The sequence below is a fragment of the Pseudomonas sp. B20 genome (genome assembly GCF_020515755.1).
Taxonomy (GTDB): domain Bacteria; phylum Pseudomonadota; class Gammaproteobacteria; order Pseudomonadales; family Pseudomonadaceae; genus Aquipseudomonas; species Aquipseudomonas syringae.
In genome coordinates, this window is sequence record NZ_JAHPJG010000003.1 from 144,599 (window position 1) to 161,140 (window position 16,542).

General features: G+C 60.2%; 15 protein-coding genes. 4 read left to right on the forward strand and 11 right to left on the reverse strand.

Going from position 1 to position 16,542, the window contains the following annotated elements:
• Nucleotides 1-72: 72 nt before the first annotated feature.
• Nucleotides 73-621 carry a sugar ABC transporter ATPase gene (locus tag LIX91_RS04390; RefSeq protein WP_226488023.1) on the reverse strand — a complete coding sequence of 183 codons (549 nt, stop codon included), beginning with the start codon at nucleotides 619-621 and terminating at the stop codon, nucleotides 73-75.
• Nucleotides 622-752: 131 nt separating this feature from the next.
• Here LIX91_RS04390 and xseA point away from each other — a divergent pair, with 131 nt between their 5' ends.
• From xseA to LIX91_RS04410, 4 genes are all read left to right on the forward strand, one after another.
• Entirely contained in the window at nucleotides 753-2,132 is a 1,380-nt protein-coding gene (gene xseA, locus LIX91_RS04395; RefSeq protein ID WP_003421936.1) for an exodeoxyribonuclease VII large subunit, read from the forward strand.
• Between the two features lie 7 nt (nucleotides 2,133-2,139).
• Nucleotides 2,140-2,964, forward strand: coding sequence for a M23 family metallopeptidase (locus tag LIX91_RS04400; RefSeq protein ID WP_226488024.1), 825 nt, complete (start codon nucleotides 2,140-2,142; stop codon nucleotides 2,962-2,964).
• Between the two features lie 375 nt (nucleotides 2,965-3,339).
• Nucleotides 3,340-5,010 (forward strand): 2-isopropylmalate synthase, encoded by a 1,671-nt coding sequence (gene leuA, locus LIX91_RS04405; protein ID WP_003415422.1) that lies wholly within the window; start codon nucleotides 3,340-3,342, stop codon nucleotides 5,008-5,010.
• A 356-nt stretch (nucleotides 5,011-5,366) separates the two neighbouring features.
• Nucleotides 5,367-6,236 carry an oxaloacetate decarboxylase gene (locus LIX91_RS04410; RefSeq protein WP_003314188.1) on the forward strand — a complete coding sequence of 290 codons (870 nt, stop codon included), beginning with the start codon at nucleotides 5,367-5,369 and terminating at the stop codon, nucleotides 6,234-6,236.
• Nucleotides 6,237-6,347: 111 nt separating this feature from the next.
• Here the strand turns inward: LIX91_RS04410 and LIX91_RS04415 are convergent, their stop codons facing one another.
• From LIX91_RS04415 to pilW, 10 genes are all read right to left on the reverse strand, one after another.
• The gene (locus LIX91_RS04415; protein ID WP_003415421.1) at nucleotides 6,348-6,794 is read right to left on the reverse strand and encodes a FlxA-like family protein; all 447 of its coding nucleotides are present in this window, start codon (nucleotides 6,792-6,794) and stop codon (nucleotides 6,348-6,350) included.
• Between the two features lie 59 nt (nucleotides 6,795-6,853).
• On the reverse strand, nucleotides 6,854-7,645 hold the full coding sequence (locus LIX91_RS04420; RefSeq protein WP_046236680.1) for an amidohydrolase: 792 nt from the start codon (nucleotides 7,643-7,645) through the stop codon (nucleotides 6,854-6,856).
• Nucleotides 7,633-8,781, reverse strand: a complete 1,149-nt coding sequence (locus LIX91_RS04425) for a pyridoxal phosphate-dependent aminotransferase (RefSeq protein WP_046236679.1) — start codon at nucleotides 8,779-8,781, stop codon at nucleotides 7,633-7,635. Before LIX91_RS04425 ends, LIX91_RS04420 begins: the two co-directional genes overlap by 13 nt.
• Nucleotides 8,782-8,890: 109 nt before the next feature.
• Nucleotides 8,891-10,363: a ribosome biogenesis GTPase Der gene (gene der / locus LIX91_RS04430; RefSeq protein ID WP_024664416.1), complete on the reverse strand. Its 1,473-nt coding sequence runs from the start codon at nucleotides 10,361-10,363 to the stop codon at nucleotides 8,891-8,893.
• Between the two features lie 138 nt (nucleotides 10,364-10,501).
• Complete coding sequence (bamB, locus tag LIX91_RS04435) at nucleotides 10,502-11,656, reverse strand: outer membrane protein assembly factor BamB (RefSeq protein WP_003409122.1); 1,155 nt, start codon at nucleotides 11,654-11,656, stop codon at nucleotides 10,502-10,504.
• Nucleotides 11,649-12,290 (reverse strand): YfgM family protein, encoded by a 642-nt coding sequence (locus LIX91_RS04440; RefSeq protein ID WP_003409121.1) that lies wholly within the window; start codon nucleotides 12,288-12,290, stop codon nucleotides 11,649-11,651. The genes bamB and LIX91_RS04440 overlap by 8 nt, the downstream gene beginning before the upstream one ends.
• A gap of 39 nt (nucleotides 12,291-12,329) precedes the next feature.
• Nucleotides 12,330-13,619, reverse strand: coding sequence for a histidine--tRNA ligase (gene hisS / locus LIX91_RS04445; RefSeq protein WP_003409119.1), 1,290 nt, complete (start codon nucleotides 13,617-13,619; stop codon nucleotides 12,330-12,332).
• A gap of 22 nt (nucleotides 13,620-13,641) precedes the next feature.
• Nucleotides 13,642-14,751: a flavodoxin-dependent (E)-4-hydroxy-3-methylbut-2-enyl-diphosphate synthase gene (gene ispG, locus LIX91_RS04450; RefSeq protein WP_003339743.1), complete on the reverse strand. Its 1,110-nt coding sequence runs from the start codon at nucleotides 14,749-14,751 to the stop codon at nucleotides 13,642-13,644.
• 3 nt (nucleotides 14,752-14,754) lie between these two features.
• Nucleotides 14,755-15,759: a helix-turn-helix domain-containing protein gene (locus LIX91_RS04455; RefSeq protein ID WP_226488025.1), complete on the reverse strand. Its 1,005-nt coding sequence runs from the start codon at nucleotides 15,757-15,759 to the stop codon at nucleotides 14,755-14,757.
• Entirely contained in the window at nucleotides 15,759-16,517 is a 759-nt protein-coding gene (pilW, locus tag LIX91_RS04460; protein ID WP_003409116.1) for a type IV pilus biogenesis/stability protein PilW, read from the reverse strand. Before pilW ends, LIX91_RS04455 begins: the two co-directional genes overlap by 1 nt.
• Nucleotides 16,518-16,542 lie beyond the last annotated feature (25 nt).

Sequence of the window (16,542 nt, forward strand, 5' to 3'; positions counted from 1 at the left end):
ATTGGAAGCGCGCCATTATACCCACAGACCCCGCCCGGCTCAATGTAAACCTCAGCCTATTATCAAAGCTGTTTATAGACGCACATTAACGCAGGAGACCGGGCGATCCAGACGTTCGGCGAAGTCATCCAGAAAGGTCTGCGTGAACGACGCATCCAGCCAGTTGTTGAAGATGAAGCCGAGGTTGGAAAACCCGCAGGCGTCGAGAAAAAGAAAGCCGTTGATGTCATCTTCGTGGCGGCATTCAGGGCAAGTGAAGTTATCAGTGTGACCGGGCATCCAGTCTTCCAGGCTGTCGAACAGCGCCTCCCCCACTTCGCGGCGACACTCCGGGCAACCGGCCTCTTCGGCAAAGTCGTTCAGCGGGTTATAGATGCAGCGCTTGGTGACGATTTCCAGGCCGTTGACGACCTGCCCGAACGGCAGCGCGTCGGGATTCTTCACCACTCGCTTCGCGCCCGGTGCCACCGCGTAGGCCATCTTGTTATAGGTACGTCCGCACGTGGTCAGCTCTGGCTCGACCACATCGAGCTTGACCAGCCAGCGCAGGATCAGCCGCGCCTTGGCCTCGTGCCCGGGAAAGGTGGAGATTTGCGGGACGATGATGCTTTGGGTGTTCATAACGGAGCGTCGCTTAAAGCTGTTCGAGGCCGCAGCTTAATGGGCTGGCCATTCAGGTCAAGAAGCAATCCTGCCTTTACCGACGAGACAGACCTGTGCGCCAGACCGGCATTGCCATTATGATGCCCGACATGATCAAAGACCCTTTCGCAAGACTCGGCCTCGACCGGGAAGTCCTTACTGTCAGCCAGCTCAACGGCCGCGCCCGCGTGCTGCTGGAAGACGTGTTCAGCAGCATCTGGGTCGAGGGCGAGATCTCCAACCTCTCGCGCCCGGCATCGGGCCATGTGTACTTCACGCTGAAGGACTCTGGCGCGCAGGTACGCTGCGCGTTGTTCCGGCAGAGCGCAGCGCGGGTGCGTCAGGCGCTCAAGGACGGCTTGCAGGTCAAGGTGCGCGGCAAGGTTTCGCTGTTTGAAGGCCGTGGCGACTATCAACTGATTCTCGACACCGTGGAACCTGCCGGTGATGGTGCGTTGCGCCTGGCGTTCGATGCGCTGAAAGCCAAGCTCAGCGACGAAGGCCTGTTCAGCGCCGAGCGCAAGGTCGCTTTGCCACTGCACCCGCAACGTATCGGGATCATCAGTTCTCCGACCGGTGCGGTGATCCGCGACATCATCAGCGTGTTCCGCCGTCGCGCGCCGCGGGTCGAGCTGACCTTGATTCCCACAGCCGTTCAGGGTCGCGAGGCGATCAACCAGATTGTCCGCGCACTGAAGCTAGCCGACAGCAGGGGCTTCGATGCGCTGATCCTGGCCCGTGGCGGCGGCTCGCTGGAGGACCTGTGGTGCTTTAACGAAGAAGCCGTCGCCCGTGCCATCGACGCGTGCGTGACGCCGATCGTCAGCGCTGTCGGGCATGAAACCGATGTGTCCATCAGCGATTTTGTCGCCGACGTACGCGCACCGACGCCCTCCGCTGCCGCCGAACTGCTCGCTCCGGATTCCAGCGACCTGCATCGACGCGTCGACAACCTGCACCGGCGACTGGTCAGCCGCATGCAGGACCGCCTGATGCGCGAGCGGCTGCGTCTTGAGGGTATTTCCCGGCGTCTGCGTCACCCCGGCGAGCGCTTGCGTCAGCAGTCGCAACGGCTGGACGACCTGGACATGCGCCTGCGCCGCGCCTTCGAACAGAACATGCATCAACGTCAGCTGCGTCTGGCGCACATGCAGAGCCGCCTTGCTGCCCAGCACCCAGGCCGGACCCTGGCCTTTTTGCGCCAGCGTCTGGATGCCCTGGCCGAGCGTCTGCCGAGGGCCATTCGTGAACAGATCAAGGCACGCAAGCTACAACTGCAAAGTCAGGTGCAGACCCTAAACGTGGTCAGCCCGCTTGCCACACTGGGACGCGGTTACAGCATCCTGCTCGACGAGCGCGGCCACGCGATCCGTAACGCTGCACAGACGCAAACGGGCCAACGGCTTACCGCCAGGCTCGGCGAAGGCGAACTGCACGTGCGCGTCGAAGACAATCACCTCACACCTGTGACCCTCTCCCTTCTGGACTGACTGCCTGATGCTACGTTTTATCGCCCCGCTGTTCGCCCTGCTGTTCTGCCTCCCGGCCCACGCCGACAGTTTCATCACTCGCGCACTCGACAAGCCGGTGCCCGGCGGCGTGGCGGTTATCGATCTGGGCACCGGCGCTCAGGCACCGACCGCCACCTATCAAGGCAAACCGGTGCTGGTGGTCAAGGAACAGGGCACGCGCTGGCTGGCCATCGTCGGCATTCCGCTGACCGTCAAACCCGGCACTCAGCAAGTGACGTCCGGCGGGCGTACGCTCAACTTCACCGTTGGCAGCAAGAAATACCCGGAGCAGCACATCACGCTCAAGAACAAACGTCAGGTCAATCCCAACCCTGAAGACAACAAACGCATCGAGGGCGAACTGGCGGAGCAACTGCGCGCCTACCGCAGTTTCAGCCCAGGCACGCCAAGCAACCTGATTCTGGACAAGCCGGTCAACGGCCCGCTGTCGAGCAAGTTCGGCGTACGTCGCTTCTTCAATGGCGAAGAGCGCAACCCGCATTCGGGCCTCGACTTCGCTGTGCCGGCCGGTACGCCGATCAAATCCCCGGCAGCGGGCAAGGTCATCCTGACCGGCAATTACTTCTTCAATGGCAACACGGTATTCGTCGATCACGGGCAAGGCTTCATCAGCATGTTTTGCCACATGTCGAAGATCGACGTGAAGGTCGGCGACCTCGTCCCGCGTGGCGGAGTGGTCGGCAAAGTCGGCGCCACCGGTCGCGCAACCGGGCCGCACATGCACTGGAACGTCAGCCTCAACGATGCGCGCGTAGACCCGGCGATCTTCATCGGCGCTTTTCAACCGTAAGCCTGTTGGTGAGCGAGCGTTACGGCGCTCGCTCACCTGCCCCCTCATTGCGCACATCGCTTTCGCCCAACAACAACAACCCGCACATAAAGCTTCATATTTCGCTATAAAAAATCGCTAAAGACGCCTTTTCGAGAATTTATTCCAATCTTTTTCAAATGCTTGCCATCATCCATGCCAATGGTTACGGTTGGCCTCATGAAAACCTCTCAAACCCTTATTCTGTTGCGCCAACACCGGTGCCTCAGCCTGGTCAGCGCCCGACTGCCTGGCTAGCATGCTGTGCCTCGTCCCTGTGTTCGCAACTCCCTGTGCTATTTATCCAGAACGGCAGGCCGCCCAACCCCGGCCCCGTGAATACAAAAGGATTTCCTGATGACCATGCTCAAAGACCCGTCGAAGAAGTACCGCGCGTTCCCGACCATCGATCTGCCTGACCGCACCTGGCCTTCGAAGACCATCGATGCAGCGCCGATCTGGTGCAGCTCCGACCTGCGCGACGGCAACCAGTCGCTGATCGAGCCGATGGACGCGGCCAAGAAGCTGCGCTTCTGGAAAACCCTGGTCAGCGTTGGCGTCAAGGAAATCGAAGCATCCTTTCCATCGGCTTCGCAGACTGACTTCGACTTCGTGCGTACCCTGATCGAAGACGGCCACATCCCGGATGACACCACCATCCAGGTACTGACCCAGGCTCGCGAAGACCTGATCGCCCGCACCTTCGAATCACTGCGCGGCGCCAAAAAAGCCATCGTTCACCTGTATAACGCGACCTGCCCGTCGTTCCGCCGCATTGTCTTCAATCAGGACAAGGCCGGGGTGAAAGAGATCGCGGTCAACGCGGCCAAGCTGTTCGTCAAATATGCAGCACAACAGCCTGAAACCCAGTGGACCTTCGAGTACTCGCCGGAAACCTTCAGTGCGACCGAGCTGGAATTCGCCAAGGAAGTCTGCGATGCGGTAATCGAGGTGTGGAACCCGACGCCCGAGAACAAGGTAATCCTTAACCTCCCGGCCACCGTGGAAGTGGCGACACCCAACATTTACGCTGACCAGATCGAATGGTTCGGCCGCAACATTACCCGCCGCGACAGCGTGCTGATCAGCCTGCACACCCACAACGACCGTGGCACTGGCGTGGCCGCTACCGAACTGGGCCTGATGGCCGGCGCGGATCGTGTCGAAGGTTGCCTGTTCGGCAATGGCGAGCGGACCGGCAACGTTGATCTGGTCACCGTGGCGCTGAACCTCTACACCCAGGGCATCAATCCAGAGCTGGACTTCTCGGACATCGACGGCGTGCGCAAGGTCGTCGAAGAGTGCAACCAGATTCCTGTGCACCCACGTCATCCGTACGTTGGCGACCTGGTTCACACCGCGTTCTCCGGCTCGCACCAGGATGCGATCCGCAAGGGTTTCACCCAGCAGAAGGAAGGCGAGTTGTGGGAAGTGCCCTACCTGCCGATTGACCCGGCCGACATCGGTCGCAGCTACGAGGCGGTGATTCGCGTCAACAGCCAGTCGGGCAAAGGTGGTATCGCTTACCTGCTGGAACAGGAATATGGCATTTCCCTGCCACGCCGCATGCAGATCGAGTTCAGCCAGGTGGTCCAAGGTGAAACCGATCGTCTGGGCCTGGAGATGACGGCCGAGCAGATTCACTCGCTGTTGCGTCGTGAATACCTGCAAGCCAACGTTCCTTATGCGCTGATCAGCCATAAGTTGCAGGAAGAGAACGGCAACAGCTCGGTGGATGCCGAGGTGCATGTCGACGGTGAAACCCAGCACTGGCGTGGCAAGGGCAAGGGCGCCCTGGAAGCACTGGTCGCCGGTCTGCCATTGGCCGTGGAAATCATGGACTACAACGAGCATGCGATCGGTTCGGGTACCACCGCCAAGGCGGCCGCCTACATCGAGCTGCGCGTGAATGGCGAACGCGCCGTGCATGGTGTGGGCATCGATGAAAACATCACCACAGCGAGCTTCCGTGCCCTGTTCAGTGCCCTGAATCGTTCACTCAGCCAGACCCAGGCCAAAGCTGCCTGATTCGATAGCCGGATGGCGGACGCAGGTCCGCCATCCGCATCGTCCTCTTCCCTCCCCGCCTTACGCTGCACCAGCCTCTTGCATTCCGCGCATGACCCTGCCTGTTTCGGCATAATCTTTTTCATTTATGCTGTGGTAGCATGCTGCCCTTACTCCAGAGCGCGCCCAATCCAACAGCAATTCATATGCTGACGATGCCTGCTCGGACTTACCTGCCAGCTGCACCTTTCCTATAAAACCAAGACGACTATTGCATTGATTTCCGGACGAAAAGAATGCTCGGGCAGACCCACCGTGCATTGAAATTACCATCGGCCTCGGTACGCTGAGCTGATCCAATCACATTTGGAGCGATTATGCCCAAGGCTTCCCATCAAGATTTGCGCCGCAGCTTCCGTGCGCTCACCTCGTCGAACGCTTGCTTTCACACAGCCTCGGTGTTCGACCCCATGTCAGCGCGAATCGCAGCGGATCTGGGCTTTGAAGTAGGCATCCTCGGCGGCTCCGTGGCGTCGCTGCAAGTCCTGGCAGCCCCTGACTTCGCCCTGATCACCCTGAGCGAATTCGTTGAACAGGCCACGCGCATCGGCCGTGTCGCACAGCTCCCGGTCATCGCGGACGCAGACCATGGTTATGGCAATGCCCTTAACGTCATGCGCACCGTTGTCGAACTGGAACGTGCCGGTATTTCTGCACTGACGATCGAAGATACCCTGCTGCCGGCGCAGTTCGGACGCAAATCCACTGATCTGATTTCCACTGCAGAAGGTGTTGGCAAGATCCGCGCAGCGCTGGAAGCGCGTGTCGATCCGGAGATGTCGATTTTCGCTCGTACCAACGCGGCGATCATTCCGGTTCAGGAAGCCATCAGCCGGGTTCAGCAGTACCAGGCTGCCGGGGCTGACGGCATTACCATCGTCGGCATTCGTGACTTCGATCACCTGGCGCAGATATCCGAAGGCGTGACCGTGCCGCTGATGCTGGTGACGTACGGCAACCCGGAACTGCACGACAACGCGCGTCTTGCCGAGATGGGCGTAAGGGTCTGCGTACATGGTCACGCGGCATACTTCGCGGCGATCAAGGCCACCTATGACTGCCTGCGCGAGCAGCGTCAGATCCTGGGCAGCGAATCGAACATGAGCGCGACCGAACTGACCCACACCTATACGCAGCCTGAAGACTACGTAGAGTGGGCCCGCAAGTTCATGAACGTCAACGAGTGACAGGCAACGCTGGACGCTGCGCCGCCTGATCAGGGGCGCAAGCAGCTGAATGCCCACGCAACACTGTGCGTGGGCATGATGAGCGTCACTTCGGGCGCTCGGCAGGAGATATCACGCAGTGGTATTCACGCCACCTTCAGTCTCTAGTTGCAACAACGACGCTTGCAAGGTCTGCAAGTTGGCGCTGGTGGACGCTATCTGGCCCTGAATCGCCATGGATTTCTGCGCCTTCTCTTCCGCTGAGCCTTTACCGCTTTGAGCAGCAGCCAACTGCGCCTTCTGCTCGGCGAGTTGCTTCTGAGCATCCTTGATCTGCTGCTTTATCTGTTCGATGGTCTGATTGAGCGACGATTCGCTGGAGCCACCCACGCTGCCGCCACCACCCGCCGCACCGGCCTTGCCACCTTCGGTGGACGCCTGATCAGAGCTTTTCTCTGTTTCAGTAGTCGTGGTGGCAGCAGCAGTCGCGGCCTTGGCTGTTTCAGCCTCGGTAGGTTTGATCGCTAAGGTCAACGAGCTCGAGTAACTGTTCAGTGTGGATGTATTGATGGTAGTCATGGCGGTCTCCAGGAATTCTGGAGAGGCTATCGGCCGATCAGAAACATTCTGAAGTACTTTTACTCAATATTAAACGAATCAGCATCCAGCCCGGCTGGAAACCGTGTGCGGTAGGCATGCAAGTCTGCCGCGCCAAGCGTCGCCTTGAACACCCCGTCCGCTTCGCCCACGCTCAACAGGCTCTCGCCCTGGAAATCCAGAACCTGACTGTCACCGGTGTACGCAAAGCCCTTGCCGTCCGACCCAACGCGATTGACTGCCGCCACATAGCACAGGTTTTCAATGGCTCTGGCAGGCAGCAAGCGGTTCCAGTGCAGACGCCGCGCACCCGGCCAGTTGGCGGTGTACAGCAACAGGTCGGTGTCCTGAGCGTCACGGCTCCAGACCGGAAAGCGCAGGTCGTAGCAGATCAGCGGGCGCACGCGCCAGCCTTTGAGTTCGAACATCACCTGGCGATCACCCGGCGTGTAATGCTCGTGCTCACCGGCCATGCGAAACAGGTGGCGCTTGTCGTAATGCAGCAGCTCACCATCCGGTCGCGCCCACAGCAGGCGATTGCGATGACTGCCATCGGCAGCGCGCATCATGACGCTGCCGGTCACCACAGCGTCGATACGCTTGGCCTGAGCCAATAGCCATACCGATGTAGGCCCGGCCTCCGGCTCTGACAGGGCCTCGGACTCCATCGAGAATCCGGTGGTGAACATCTCTGGCAGGATTACCAGATCCGCGCCGCGCGCCTGATCCAGTAATGGCTCGAAATGCTCGAGATTGGCCTCGCGATCATGCCACGCCAGCGTGGTCTGGATCAGCGCGAGGTTGAGGTTCGGCAGCCCGCTTATATCGCGCATAGTTTCTCCGCCGCCAGACGTAGCGTCTCTTCCTGTTTGGCGAAGCACAGGCGGATCAGGCGCTGCCCTGCTGGCGGGCTCTGGTAGAACACAGAAATCGGAATGCTCGCCACACCATGCTCGCGGGTCATCCACAAGGCCATGTCGACGTCGTTGAGGTCGGGCCTGATCTGCGAGTAGTCGACCAACTGGAAATAAGTCCCGCCCACCGGCCGGAAGCTGAAACGCGACTCGGCCAGATGACCACAGAAAAAGTCACGCTTGGCCTGATAGAAGCCTGGCAGCTCGTCGACATGTTCCGGGTGTTCGGCCATGAAGTCGGCCAATGCGTACTGCAACGGCGTGACACCGCAGAAGCTCACATATTGGTGCACCTTGCGCAGCTCGGACGTCAGCGCAGGCGGCGCGACCACGTAACCGGTTTTCCAGCCAGTAACGTGATACGTCTTGCCGAACGAGCTGACGACGAAGGCGCGCTGATACAACGCTTCGTGGTCAAGCACACTGACATGGCGTGCGCCGTCGAACACCAGGTGTTCATAGACTTCGTCGCTGAGCAGGTAGATGTCGCGATCGGCGATCAGCGCGGCCAGCCGATCGAGCTCTGCACGGCTGATCAACGCGCCGCTGGGGTTGTGCGGGCTGTTGATGACGATCATGCGGGTACGCGGGCTCAGCGCATCGCTCAGCTTTTGCCAGTCGATGGAGAAGTCATCCAGCCCCAGTTGCACATGAACGCAGCGCCCACCGGCCAGTTCGACGGCAGGCTCGTAACTGTCATAGCAAGGGTCGAAAATGATCACTTCGTCGCCGGCGCGAATCACGCTGTGGATCGCGCAGAAAATCGCCTGCGTGGCACCCGGCGTGATGGTGATTTCGCTGTCCGGATTGACCGTACGCCCATAGCTGCGGGCGATCTTTGCCGCAACTTGCTGACGAAGCGCAGGCAGCCCGGTCATCGGTGAGTATTGGTTATGGCCTTGAGTGACGTGTCGGCAGACCGCATCACGCAGCGCCTGCGGCCCGTCGAAATCGGGAAACCCCTGGGACAGGTTGATAGCCCCGGTTTCGGCGGCCAGCTGTGACATGACGGTGAAGATAGTGGTGCCCACGTTGGGCAACTTGCTGTCGATCATGGAACCCTTTCCCTGCAATCTCCCGGCACCGGGCGGCACGGGTCAAGCAGGATAGCCCATTAAACGGCCACAAAAAAAGGCGCCGAAGCGCCTTTTTCCCGATGCTGACTCAGCGCTTGTCGCGGCGCTTCTTGTCGGCCTTCTTGTGGTGCGACATCATCCGACGCTTCTTGTTGACCTGACGGTCAGTGAGCGTGTTCTTGTTGCCTTCATATGGGTTCTCGCCGCCCTTGAACTCGATACGGATCGGCGTACCGACCAGCTTGAGCACACGCCGATAGGTGTTTTCCAGATAACGGACGTAGGACTTGGGTACCTTCTCGACCTGGTTACCGTGGATCACGATCAGCGGCGGGTTGGCACCACCCAAGTGGGCGTAGCGCAGCTTGATGCGGCGGCTGCCGACCATCGGTGGCGCATGCTCGCTGACCGCATCTTCGAGAATCTGCGTCAGGCGGCTGGTTGGCCAGCGTGTGACCGCGGACTTGAACGAGTTCTGTACCGACTGATACAGGTTGCCCACGCCCGTGCCGTGCAGCGCGGAGATGAAGTGGATGTCGGCGAAGTCGACGAAGAACAAGCGGCGCTCCAGCTCGATCTTCACGAAATCGCGTTCGCCCGGCGTCATGCCGTCCCACTTGTTCAGCGCGATGACCAGCGCACGACCCGCTTCAAGGGCGAAGCCCAGCAGGTTCAGGTCGTGGTCGACCACACCTTCGCGGGCGTCCATCACAAAGATCACCACGTTGGCGTCCTTGATGGCCTGCAGCGTCTTGACCACCGAGAACTTTTCGACTTCCTCGTGGATCTTGCCGCGCTTGCGCACACCGGCGGTGTCGATCAGCGTGTACTTCTCTTCGTTACGCTCGAAGGGAATGTAGATACTGTCACGCGTGGTGCCTGGCTCGTCATAGACGATAACCCGGTCTTCACCCAGCATACGGTTGACCAGCGTCGACTTGCCGACGTTGGGACGACCGATGATGGCGATCTTGATGCCGTCTTTCTCGCTCGGGCCGGGGATGCGCTTGGCTTCCTGACCTTCGGCGACTTCCTCGACCTCAGCGCCCTCTTCAGGCTCGTCCTCGTCCCTGGGGAATTCCCGCAGGGCGATTTCGAGCATCTGCGAGATGCCACGGCCGTGGGCACCGGCCACCGGAATGGCGTCGCCCAGACCCATCGGGCTGAACTCGGCACGCGCCAGGTTCTCGTCGATGTTGTCGATCTTGTTGGCAACCACATAGGAACGCTTGTTGCGCTTGCGCAGGTGCTCACCAATCATCTGATCAGCAGCGGTGTAGCCCGCACGGGCGTCCACCAGAAACAGCACCACATCGGCTTCTTCAATGGCCAGCAGCGACTGCTCGGCCATCTTTTCGTCCATGCCATGCTCGTCACCGGAGATACCGCCGGTGTCGATCAGAATATAGGAGCGCCCTTGCCACTTCGCCTCTCCGTATTGGCGATCACGGGTAAGACCGGACAAATCGCCGACAATGGCGTCGCGAGTCCTGGTCAGGCGGTTGAACATGGTGGACTTGCCGACGTTCGGTCGACCCACCAGGGCGATTACGGGAACCATGCGGCTCTCCACTTCGTTATTTCAGAAAATACAAAAGCCGCTGCAGGGCAGCGGCCGGAGTTCGGGGCGATGCCACAAAGGCACCGCAGCCTTGCCGAAGCAAGGGCACCCGGGGCCATTGGCCCCGGGCATGGACACTTATTGCTTGATGGTCAGGGCTTCCAGTTTGCCGCTGTTGCCATACACGTAAATCATGTCCCCAACCACCAGCGGACGCGCACGCAGGCCGTCGCTGTCGATACGTTCGCGACCGACAAAACGACCGTCCACCTGGCTCAACAGGTGCAGGTAGCCTTCCATGTCACCGACCGCTACGTAGCTGGAATACACTTCCGGCGCGCCGAGCTGGCGGCGAGCCAGTGATTCGTTGCTCCACAGTGCAGAGGACGAACGCTCGTCGATACCTTCGACAGTGCCGGAGGCCAGAGTGGCGTAGACGCTGCCAAAGCCTTGGGCGACACCCGAGTAGCTCGAAGCATCACGCTGCCAGAGCACACGACCGCTTTCCAGATCGAGACCGGCGACGCGACCCTGATAGGTAGCGACGTACAGCGTACCGCCGGACAGCAGCAGGCCGCCGTCGATATCGACGACACGATCCAGTTCCGAGCGACCTTGCGGGATGGCAACGCGCTGTTCCCAGACCGGCACGCCGTTGGTGATATCCAGCGCGACGACCTTGCCGGTCGACAGACCCGCTACGGCAAGACGGTTGGTTGCCAGTGGAGCACCGGTGCCGCGCAGGGTCAGCACCGCTGGGGTACTTTCGTAGATCCAGAGCTGCGAACCGGTCGAAGCGTCAAAACCGACGATGCGGTCATCCTGAGTCTGGACAACGACCACAGAACCGTTGGTGGCAGGCGGAGCCAGCACTTCGCTGGTGACACGAGCGCGCCACTTTTCCTCACCGGACGTGGCGTCCATGGCAATCACTTCACCCTTGAGGGTGCCGATCATTACCAGGCCGTAACCCACGCCGACTGCGCCGGAAACGGGCAGATCGAGATCTTTCTTCCAGATCACGTCGCCGGTCAGACGGTCCAGCGACACGACTTCGCCCGTGACGTCAGCCGCATAGATGCGGTCGCCATCAATGGCCGGCACGAGCATGTTATAAGTCTTGCCCTGACCGTCGCCAACGGAACGGCTCCACTGCTTGTGCAAAACCACTTCTTCTTTGAAGTCGGTCAGCTCGGCCGGAGGCAATTCCTTTTTGCTGTTGCTGCTGCAACCCGCGGCCAGAATGGCCAGAGCCAGCAATGCTGCATGTTTCCAACGAATCACGTCACGCATCCCCTTTCGCCAGATCGTCGAGCTTCATTTGCAGGCCACCCACTGCTGCGTCTTCGGACAGAGCAGATTTGGCCTTTTGGTATGCAGCATACGCCTCGTCGGTACGACCCAGCTGTACCAGCAGGTCACCCTTGAGTTCTTCACGACTGGCGAGGAAAGCCTTGTCGGCATCGCCGTCGAGCAGCTTCAGCGCGTCATCGGTCTTGTTCTGCGCAGCCAGCACGCGTGCCAGACGCTGACGGGCAATCTCGCCCAGCGTGTCGTTGGCAGGTTTGTCGGCCACGGGTTTCAGCTCGGCTGCAGCATCATCCAGCTTGCCGGCATCGACCGCCACCTTGGCGACGAACAGGCTACCGAACTGTGCGTAGGTAGTGCCACCGAATTCGCTTTTCAGTTTGCCGGAGATCTCGGCGACACGTGCAGTGTCTGCCTGGCCACTGGGCGTCAGTGCGGTTTCCAGCAATTGCTGATAAAGCATCGAGGCGCCTTGCGACTGGCTGGCCTGATACCTGTGCCAGAACTGCCAACCCAGAACCACGACCAGCGCAAGCAGACCGCCGGTCAACAGAGGTTTGCCGTTGCGCTGCCACCAGTCCTTCATTACCGCCAGCTCTTCATCTTCGGTACCCGACACCCCAATACTCCTATTCGCTAAACGGCTGTTAAATCAGCTTCAACCCTGCACGACGCAGGAGGCCAGGTGCTCTGACAGAGCATCCCAGGCAATATTTTGTTGTTCACCCTGGCCACGCAGGGGTTTGACGCCAATGACCTTGGCCGCCAGTTCTTCTTCGCCGAGGATCAGCGCGTACAGCGCACCGCTCTTGTCGGCTTTCTTGAACTGGCTCTTGAAGCTGCCGGCACCGGCGTTGACTTGCAACCGCAGAGTCGGCAGCTGATCACGGACCTTTTCGGTCAGTGCCAGTGCCGCCAGTTCGGCCGCTTCGCCAAATGCGCACAGGTAGACATCGACCTGACGGGCAATCTCTTCCGGGACCTGCTCAAGGGTTTCGAGCAGCAGAACCAGTCGCTCGATGCCCATCGCGAAACCGACGCCTGCAGTAGGCTTGCCGCCCATCTGCTCGACCAGACCGTCGTAACGACCGCCCGCACAGACCGTACCCTGGGCACCGAGCTGATCGGTGACCCATTCGAAAACGGTCTTGCTGTAGTAATCCAGGCCACGCACCAGCTTGGGATTGATCACATAAGGAATGCCAGCGGCGTCCAGACGGGCCTTCAGGCCTTCGAAGTGAACGCGGGATTCGTCATCCAGGTAGTCCGCCAGCTTCGGCGCATCGACCAGCACAGCCTGGGTTTCAGGGTGCTTGGTGTCCAGCACGCGCAGCGGGTTGGTTTTCAGGCGGCGCTGGCTGTCTTCGTCCAGTTGGTCGAGACGTGCCGAGAGGTATTCGACCAGCGCCTCGCGATAACGCGCACGCGCCTCGCTGGTGCCCAGGCTGTTCAGCTCGAGCTTGACGGCGTTGCGAATGCCCAGCAGGCCCCACAGGCGCCAGGTCATGACGATCAGTTCGGCGTCGATATCCGGACCGTCGAGGTTGAAAACCTCGACACCGATCTGGTGAAACTGACGATAACGGCCTTTCTGTGGACGCTCGTGACGGAACATCGGACCGATGTACCACAGTTTCTGAACCTGGCCGCCGCCAGTGATGCCGTGCTCGAGGACCGCACGCACGCACGCGGCAGTGCCTTCAGGGCGCAGGGTCAGAGAGTCGCCGTTGCGGTCGGCGAAGGTGTACATCTCTTTCTCGACGATATCGGTCACTTCACCGATGGAGCGCTTGAACAGCTCGGTGAATTCGACGATAGGCATACGAATCTGCCGGTAACCGTAGTTATCCAGCAGACGGGCAACAGTGCCTTCGAAGTGACGCCACAGCGGCGTCTGCTCGGGCAGGATGTCGTTCATGCCACGAATGGCTTGTAGAGACTTACTCACAGAAAATCCTTAGCAATCCGGGTTAGCCGCGCACGATGACCGAGGCGTCGGCTTCGGCTTTTTCAGCCGCTTTCTCGCGAATCAAGCGTTCCAGCTCATTCACGAGATTGTCATTGGTCAGTTTCTGCGCGGGTTTGCCGTCGATGTAGATCAGGTTCGGCGTGCCACCGGTCAGGCCGATATGCGCCTCTTTGGCTTCGCCCGGACCGTTGACCACACAACCGATAACCGCGACATCGAGCGGAACCAGCAAATCCTCGAGTCGACCTTCCAGCTCGTTCATGGTCTTGACCACATCGAAGTTCTGCCGCGAGCAGCTCGGGCAGGCGATGAAGTTGATTCCACGCGAACGAAGGCGCAACGATTTGAGAATGTCGTACCCGACCTTCACTTCCTCGACCGGGTCAGCCGCCAGCGAGATGCGGATAGTATCGCCAATTCCTTCGGCAAGCAGCATACCGAGACCGACAGCCGATTTCACCGTACCCGAACGCAAGCCACCGGCTTCGGTGATGCCCAGGTGCAGCGGCTGAACGATCTCCTTGGCCAGCAGCCGATAAGCAGCGACCGCCATGAACACATCGGAAGCCTTGACGCTGACCTTGAAGTCCTGAAAGTTCAGGCGTTCCAGGTGCTCGACATGGCGCAGCGCAGACTCTACCAGGGCCTCTGGCGTAGGCTCGCCGTACTTCTTCTGCAGGTCTTTTTCCAGCGAACCGGCATTGACGCCGATACGGATCGGGATGCCGCGATCACGCGCAGCATCGACGACCGCCCGCACACGGTCTTCACGACCGATATTGCCCGGGTTGATGCGCAGACAATCGACGCCCAGCTCCGCCACACGCAAGGCGATGCGGTGATCGAAGTGAATGTCGGCGACCAGCGGCACCTTGACCAGCTGCTTGATGCGGCCGAAGGCTTCGGCAGCGTCCATGTCCGGCACCGAAACACGCACGATGTCGACACCTGCCGCTTCGAGACGATTGATCTGTGCCACGGTAGCGGCGACATCGTTGGTATCACTGTTGGTCATGCTCTGCACCGCGATCGGCGCATCACCGCCGACAGGTACGGAACCGACCCATATTTTCCGGGATTCGCGACGCTTGATTGGAGATTCGCCGTGCATGACTTATTGCCCTAGCTTCAGGCGAGCAGTTTCGCCGCTGGTAAAAGGTGCTACATCCACAGGCTGACCGTTGTAGCTGACCTGCGCACCACGCGCGTAACCCAGACGCAGGGTCAACGGCGGCTTGCCGTTGACATCCAGACTCTCGCCCTTGCGCTTGAGGCCGCTGACCAGCACCTTGCCGTTCCCGTCAGTGACCTGGGTCCAGCAGTCGGCAACGAACTGTACGGTCACCTGACCGGCACCCGCCACGACAGGCGCTGGCTGCTCGGCAGGTGCAGTCGGCATCGACGGTACGTTCGGCGCAGCAACGGGGGCTTGAGGCGCGCTCGCCGGCGGCGTAGCGGCAGCAGGTGTCTGCGGTTGTGCGGTTGCGTGACCTGTGACGCTGGAAGCCGGGGCCGCAGGCGGAGCAGCTGGCGCCTCACTGGCAGGCGCACCGGTATTCAACGGCAAGGAAGTTTGTCCGGAGGCAGGCGTTTCAGCCACAGCAGGCTCTTCCGGCTCGTCGAGCGGGTGAATCTGCGTGGTGCCGTCGGCGCTTTCGACTTCGACGTGCTCCATGTTCAGCCCGGACTGATCCTTGCCGCGCAAGGTCGCCTGATCCTGCCACCAGAAGAAACCACCACCGACCAGGATCACCAGCAACAGCAGGCTGACGATACGCAGAATGTTGTGCGACAGCCTGACCGGCTCTTCGATACGGCCCAGCGCGTGAACCGAACTGCCCTTACCGTCAGTGCCGGTGAACTGGTCGAACTGTTCGACCAGCGCCGCCTGATCGAGGTCAAGCAGTTTGGCGTAGGCACGCACGTAGCCCCGGGCAAACGTATGCCCAGGCAGCTTTTCAAACTGGCCGTTCTCCAGATTGGTCAGGGAGGTCACGGTGAGATTGAGTCTCAAGGCCACATCTGGCAGCGACCAGCTCCTGCTCTCGCGGGCCTGGCGCAGGGTTTCTCCAGGATTCACGCGATTGGTTGCTACAACTTCGGGATGCGCCGCTTTCATCATTGCTCCGACAGGTATTGCTGATATTCCGGCGTACCGGGATAGAGTCTTTTCAACAGCAGGCCAAAGCTGGCCGCCTTGTTACGATCATCATATATCTTCGCCAGCCGTGTACCGAGCAATAGACTACGTGCATTTTGCTCGCTGAGTTGGCTAAAACGGTCGTAATAGTCACGCGCCGGCACATATTGCTTGTCTTCGTAGGACAGCTGAGCCATTTCCAGCAAGGATAACGGCAACTGACGGTCCAGGCGCAATGCCTTGGTAAAATGCTCGCGAGCCTGCTCGCGGTTGCCCAGCTTCAGCGAGGTCATGCCCAGGCTTTCAAAAACCCGTGACCGCTCAGGATACAGGTTGTCGGCAGCCGCCTGTTCAAAACGCTCGTAGGCTTCCTTGTAACGCTTTTGTTCGAACAGAAAACTGCCGTAATTGTTGACGATACGTGTTTCGTTATTGCTGGCGGCCAACGCCTTGCGAAAGTACTGCTCTGCCAGCTCCGGCTCCATCTCTGTCTGGAACACCAGGGCCAGCGCGGCGTTGGCCTGCGCATCGGAACTGTCGAGTTCAAGCGCCTTTTTCAGCGGAACCTTGGCTCGCTCGGTCTGGCCCTGCTGAAAATAACCCAGCCCCAGTTGCACGTAAGCCTTGCGCGCTTCCTCGCGCCCCTGGGCCGTCGTCAGCGGGTTGACGTTGCCGGTGGACACGCACGCTGTCAGCAAAACGACAACACAGAGCAGCAGCGAGGCACGCACAGGCATGGAGTCTCTCTCGATCAGGTTCGCA

Coding starts and splice junctions, on each gene's coding strand:
- LIX91_RS04390 (WP_226488023.1), bottom strand. CDS start 621: ATGAACACCCAAAGCATCATCGTCCCGCAAATCTCCACCTTTCCCGGG.
- xseA (WP_003421936.1), top strand. CDS start 753: ATGATCAAAGACCCTTTCGCAAGACTCGGCCTCGACCGGGAAGTCCTT.
- LIX91_RS04400 (WP_226488024.1), top strand. CDS start 2,140: ATGCTACGTTTTATCGCCCCGCTGTTCGCCCTGCTGTTCTGCCTCCCG.
- leuA (WP_003415422.1), top strand. CDS start 3,340: ATGACCATGCTCAAAGACCCGTCGAAGAAGTACCGCGCGTTCCCGACC.
- LIX91_RS04410 (WP_003314188.1), top strand. CDS start 5,367: ATGCCCAAGGCTTCCCATCAAGATTTGCGCCGCAGCTTCCGTGCGCTC.
- LIX91_RS04415 (WP_003415421.1), bottom strand. CDS start 6,794: ATGACTACCATCAATACATCCACACTGAACAGTTACTCGAGCTCGTTG.
- LIX91_RS04420 (WP_046236680.1), bottom strand. CDS start 7,645: ATGCGCGATATAAGCGGGCTGCCGAACCTCAACCTCGCGCTGATCCAG.
- LIX91_RS04425 (WP_046236679.1), bottom strand. CDS start 8,781: ATGATCGACAGCAAGTTGCCCAACGTGGGCACCACTATCTTCACCGTC.
- der (WP_024664416.1), bottom strand. CDS start 10,363: ATGGTTCCCGTAATCGCCCTGGTGGGTCGACCGAACGTCGGCAAGTCC.
- bamB (WP_003409122.1), bottom strand. CDS start 11,656: ATGCGTGACGTGATTCGTTGGAAACATGCAGCATTGCTGGCTCTGGCC.
- ispG (WP_003339743.1), bottom strand. CDS start 14,751: ATGCACGGCGAATCTCCAATCAAGCGTCGCGAATCCCGGAAAATATGG.
- LIX91_RS04455 (WP_226488025.1), bottom strand. CDS start 15,759: ATGAAAGCGGCGCATCCCGAAGTTGTAGCAACCAATCGCGTGAATCCT.
- pilW (WP_003409116.1), bottom strand. CDS start 16,517: ATGCCTGTGCGTGCCTCGCTGCTGCTCTGTGTTGTCGTTTTGCTGACA.